Origin of the sequence: Pseudomonas sp. K5002, assembly GCF_013386655.1 — a bacterium.
In the GTDB taxonomy this organism is placed as follows: Bacteria; Pseudomonadota; Gammaproteobacteria; order Pseudomonadales; family Pseudomonadaceae; genus Aquipseudomonas.
The window spans coordinates 1-4030 of sequence record NZ_JACARK010000542.1 but is presented as its reverse complement, the minus strand read 5'-3'; the positions used below and the strand labels follow the sequence as shown (position 1 = coordinate 4030).

At 60.9% G+C, this 4030-nt stretch carries 7 protein-coding genes; 3 read left to right on the top strand and 4 right to left on the bottom strand.

The annotated features are described in order from the left end of the window. On the bottom strand, positions 1–300 hold a 300-nt coding region (locus HX846_RS22945), incomplete at its 3' end, for a LysR family transcriptional regulator (RefSeq protein WP_178966142.1). A 130-nt stretch (positions 301–430) separates the two neighbouring features. Here HX846_RS22945 and lysM point away from each other — a divergent pair. Beyond that, on the top strand, positions 431–871 hold the full coding sequence (lysM, locus tag HX846_RS22940) for a peptidoglycan-binding protein LysM (RefSeq protein ID WP_003213215.1): 441 nt from the start codon (positions 431–433) through the stop codon (positions 869–871). Positions 872–979: 108 nt separating this feature from the next. Here lysM and yrfG read toward each other — a convergent pair whose 3' ends face one another. Further along, positions 980–1642 (bottom strand): GMP/IMP nucleotidase, encoded by a 663-nt coding sequence (yrfG, locus tag HX846_RS22935; RefSeq protein WP_003213217.1) that lies wholly within the window; start codon positions 1640–1642, stop codon positions 980–982. A gap of 87 nt (positions 1643–1729) precedes the next feature. On the opposite strand from yrfG, the gene nudE reads away from it, so the two are divergent. Both nudE and cysQ read left to right on the top strand, forming a co-directional pair. Then, positions 1730–2296: an ADP compounds hydrolase NudE gene (nudE, locus tag HX846_RS22930; protein ID WP_003213218.1), complete on the top strand. Its 567-nt coding sequence runs from the start codon at positions 1730–1732 to the stop codon at positions 2294–2296. Continuing rightward, positions 2293–3129 carry a 3'(2'),5'-bisphosphate nucleotidase CysQ gene (cysQ, locus tag HX846_RS22925; RefSeq protein ID WP_008435771.1) on the top strand — a complete coding sequence of 279 codons (837 nt, stop codon included), beginning with the start codon at positions 2293–2295 and terminating at the stop codon, positions 3127–3129. Before nudE ends, cysQ begins: the two co-directional genes overlap by 4 nt. Positions 3130–3242: 113 nt before the next feature. Here the strand turns inward: cysQ and HX846_RS22920 are convergent, their stop codons facing one another. Together HX846_RS22920 and HX846_RS22915 are read right to left on the bottom strand one after the other, a co-directional pair. Then, positions 3243–3698 carry a YiiD C-terminal domain-containing protein gene (locus HX846_RS22920; protein ID WP_003213222.1) on the bottom strand — a complete coding sequence of 152 codons (456 nt, stop codon included), beginning with the start codon at positions 3696–3698 and terminating at the stop codon, positions 3243–3245. 27 nt (positions 3699–3725) lie between these two features. Next, positions 3726–4030, bottom strand: a 305-nt coding sequence (locus HX846_RS22915; protein WP_306173138.1) for a helix-turn-helix domain-containing protein, incomplete at its 5' end; no start/stop codon positions are given.

Here is a 4030-nt window from a genome sequence, read left to right as displayed (position 1 = left end):
CAACGGCACCACCCCCAGGCGCAACGTGCCTACCAGGTTGCCGCGACACGCAGCGGCCTCGGCCTGCAAGCCGTCATAGGCCGCCAGCACCGTGCGTGCCCAGGCCAGCACGCGTTCGCCGGGGGCGGTAAAGCCTTCGAAGCGCTGCCCGCGATTGACCAGCGGCAACTGCAGCTCTTCCTCCAGGCTGCGCAGGCGCATCGACAGGGTCGGCTGGGTGATATGGCAGCGCGCCGCCGCCTGGCCGAAGTGACGGGTTTCGTCGAGGGCGATGAGGAATTTCAGCTGTTTGATGTCCATCTTCGCTCCGGGCTTATTCCAATGCGGTGGGATTCTAGCGTGTTTGGGTCTTTGGTCAGGCTGGAACCCAATTCTGTAGGACTGGTCTAGTCTTTGGCATCTGGAAATTAAATCCCAAGGAGAGCGCACCATGAGTCTTTTAAGCTTTGTTAAGGAAGCAGGCGAGAAGTTGATTGACCTGTTGACACCGGGTAATGCCAACGCGAGCGAGCAGTTAAAAGAGCACGTGGCCAAGGTTGGATTGGGTAACCCCAATGTGCAAACCACCGTCGACGGTGACAAGGTGACCGTGACAGGTGAAGTCGCCAGCCAGGAAGAGAAAGAGAAGATATTGCTGGCGCTGGGCAACATCGCCGGCGTTGCGAGTGTTGATGACCAGATCACTGTTTCCGGTCCTGCTGTCGCGGCGGCCCGCTTTGTCGTGGTGAAAAAGGGCGACACCCTGAGCGCTATTTCGCTGGCGGTGTATGGCAATGCCAACCAGTACAACAAAATCTTCGAGGCCAACAAGCCGCTGCTGTCCCATCCGGACAAAATCTACCCAGGGCAGACGCTGCGTATTCCTGAGTAATCCGCGGACCCAATGTGGGAGCGGGNNCGGTGGATCAGTCAATATATTCAGTGGCTGACACACCGTATTCGCGAGCAAGCCCGCTCCCACATTGGACCTTCAGTGTTGTTACAAACCTACGATCAAGTCCCGGTAATCCCCAACCGCTGCAAACTCCGCCGTGTCCTTGGGCCCCTTCCGGCTGTCCGGTTCCTTCACCGCCAGCAAGTGCCCCACGCCAAAATCCCGGGCGCTGCGCAGGATCGGCAAGGTGTCGTCGATAAACAGGCTGCGGGCCGGGTCGAAGGCGATGTCGGCGTGCAGGGCGTCCCAGAACTGCGGGTTTTCCTTGGCGAAACCATAGTCATGGGAGCTGATCAGTCGCTCGAAATAAGGCGCCAACTCGATGCGTTCCAGCTTCAACGACAGCGAATCCCGATGGGCGTTGGTGATCAGGATCACCCGCTTGCCCGCCTGTTTGATCGCCGCCAGGAAGGTGTCGGCATCCGGGCGCAAGGCAATCAGGTGCGCGGTTTCCAGCTTGAGCTCGCGCACCGGGATCTTGAGTTCGGCGCTCCAGAAATCCAGGCAATACCATTGCAACTGTCCGGCGTTACGCTCGAACAGCGGCTGCAGCTCCATCTCGGCCATGGCCCGGCTCACACCATGCAACTCGGCATAGCGCTGGGGCAGGTGCTCCATCCAGAAATGGTTGTCGAAGTGCAGGTCGAGCAAGGTGCCGTCCATGTCCAGCAGGACGGTGTCGATGGCGTGCCAGGGCAATGGAGGCATAAAGAACACTCATGTAAGAAAAGATATCCGACACAGACAATCGGAAAAGCCACGGTATAGTAACCCGATCACGCCAAGGAGCCGCTCATGCGCCAGAAACCCACCGTCCTCGCCCGCGAAATAGTCGCCAGTAGCCGTTTGTTCCGCGTGGAGGAAGTGCAATTGCGCTTTTCCAATGGCGTGGAGCGGACCTACGAGCGCCTGGTGGGCAGGGGGGCCGGATATGGCGCGGTGATGATCGTGGCGATGATCGACTCGGACCATGCGTTGCTGATCGAAGAATATTGTGGCGGCACCGACGAGTATGAACTGTCACTGCCCAAGGGCCTGATCGAACCGGGCGAAGACGTGTTGGCGGCAGCCGACCGTGAGCTCAAGGAAGAAGCCGGTTTCGGCGCCCGCCAGTTGGAGCACATCACCGAGCTGTCGCTGTCCCCCGGCTACATGAGCCAGAAAATTCAGGTGGTGCTGGCCACCGAACTGTATGAAGAGCGCCTGGAAGGCGACGAGCCCGAGCCGATGCGCGTCGACCGGGTCAACCTGCGGGAGCTCTCGCAGTTGGCGCAGAACGAGCAGTTCAGCGAGGGCCGCGCATTGGCCGCGCTGTACCTGGTACGCGACCTGTTGACTCAACGTGGAGCGTTCCAGCCATGAGCGAACTGTTCCTGGGTCACCCGTTTATTGCCCCCGCGATCGAATTGGCCCGCCAGGCTGGCGAGGTCATCCTGCCGTATTGGCGCGCCGATGTTGCCGTCACCACCAAGACCGATGATTCACCGGTCACTGCCGCCGACTTGGCTGCCCATCACTTGATCCTCGCCGGGCTGACTGCCCTGGACCCGAGCATTCCGGTGCTCTCGGAGGAAGACGCGGACATTGACCAGAGCGTGCGCGCCGGTTGGCAGCGCTGGTGGCTGGTGGACCCGCTGGATGGCACCAAGGAATTCATCTCCGGCAGCGAGGAGTTCACCGTCAACATCGCGCTGATCGAAAAAGGCCGCGTGGTGTTCGGTGTGGTGTCGATGCCTACCAGCGGTCGGTGCTACTTCGGGGGTGCCGGGCTGGGTGCCTGGCGTTCCGATGTAGGTGCTGCGCCCAAGCAAATCCAGGTGCGCCAGACCCCGGCGAGCGGTGAAGCATTTACTGTGGTTGCCAGTCGTCGCCACACGAGCCCTGAACAGGATCGCTTGCTCGCTGGCTTGAGTGCCGGATTGGGCGAGTTGAAGCTGGCCAATATCGGCAGTTCTTTGAAGTTTTGCCTGTTGGCTGAGGGCAGCGCCGATTGCTACCCGCGCCTGGCGCCCACCTCGCAGTGGGACACGGCGGCGGCACAAGGGGTGCTGGAAGGGGCGGGTGGGGAAGTGCTGGAGCTGGATGGGCAGCCGTTCAGTTACCCGGCGCGGGCGTCGTTGTTGAACCCGTTCTTCCTGGCATTGCCGGCTAAAGCGGAGTGGCGTGAGCGGTTGCTGACCCTGGCTCGGTCTTAAGCACAGCGCCGATCAAAAATGTGGGAGCGGGCTTGCTCGCGAAGGCAGTGTGTCAGTCACCAGATGTATTGGCTGATCCACCGCTTTCGCGAGCAAGCCCGCTCCCACATTTGTTATGTGTGCAGGACGTACTGCCCGGTAAAGGCCACGGCCCGCTCTTCACTGCCCTCGTTGACGATCCATGTCTCCAGCGCCAAGCGCGCCCGGCCATAACGCTTGTAGGTGGCGACGAATCGCTTCCACACCTTGTCATCAGGTGCCTGGCAAATCGCCGTCGCATCGGTGGTCACCGGCAGCGGATAACTGATCTGCCCTTCCTGAATCACGATATGCCCGTCTTCAATCCCTTCCTCGCGCAACTGCAAATGCAGCCAGCCCCAACCTGCCAGCACGGCGCCGCAATACAGGCTGCCGCCAAACATGGTGCTCTTGTGGTTGATGTTGGCGTCGAGCGGCAAGCGCAGTTGCAGCTGCCGGTCCTGCCAGTCGATAACCTTGAGGCCCATTTCCCGGGTCAGGGGAATGTCGTGGTGAAGGATCGATTCCAGGTAACGGCTATCGCGACTCATGGTGGCCTCGTGGCAGGGGGAAAAGGGTCATTCGTCGTCAGCGTGACTGTTGCCGCTGTCAGCGAAGTTCAGCCCGTGCTTGCGCAGTTTGTCGTGCAGGGTTTTACGCGGCACGCCCAATGCCTCGGCGAGGCTGCGCATGGAATTGTGGGTGCGCGCCAGTTCGGCGGCGATCAGGCTTTTTTCAAACTGTTCGACCTGTTCGCTCAAGCCGCCGGGCGTGCTGGTGAGGATGCCAGGCGAAGTGCTGTCGGGGGTGCTGTCCAGCGCCAGTTCAAGGCCCAGGGCGAAACGCTCGGCGGCGTTTTGCAGCTCGCGCACATTGCCCGGCC

Bases quoted from the DNA above. Each gene is read 5' to 3' on its own strand.
- nudE (WP_003213218.1), top strand. From the start codon at position 1,730: ATGCGCCAGAAACCCACCGTCCTCGCCCGCGAAATAGTCGCCAGTAGC.
- yrfG (WP_003213217.1), bottom strand. From the start codon at position 1,642: ATGCCTCCATTGCCCTGGCACGCCATCGACACCGTCCTGCTGGACATG.
- lysM (WP_003213215.1), top strand. From the start codon at position 431: ATGAGTCTTTTAAGCTTTGTTAAGGAAGCAGGCGAGAAGTTGATTGAC.
- cysQ (WP_008435771.1), top strand. From the start codon at position 2,293: ATGAGCGAACTGTTCCTGGGTCACCCGTTTATTGCCCCCGCGATCGAA.
- HX846_RS22920 (WP_003213222.1), bottom strand. From the start codon at position 3,698: ATGAGTCGCGATAGCCGTTACCTGGAATCGATCCTTCACCACGACATT.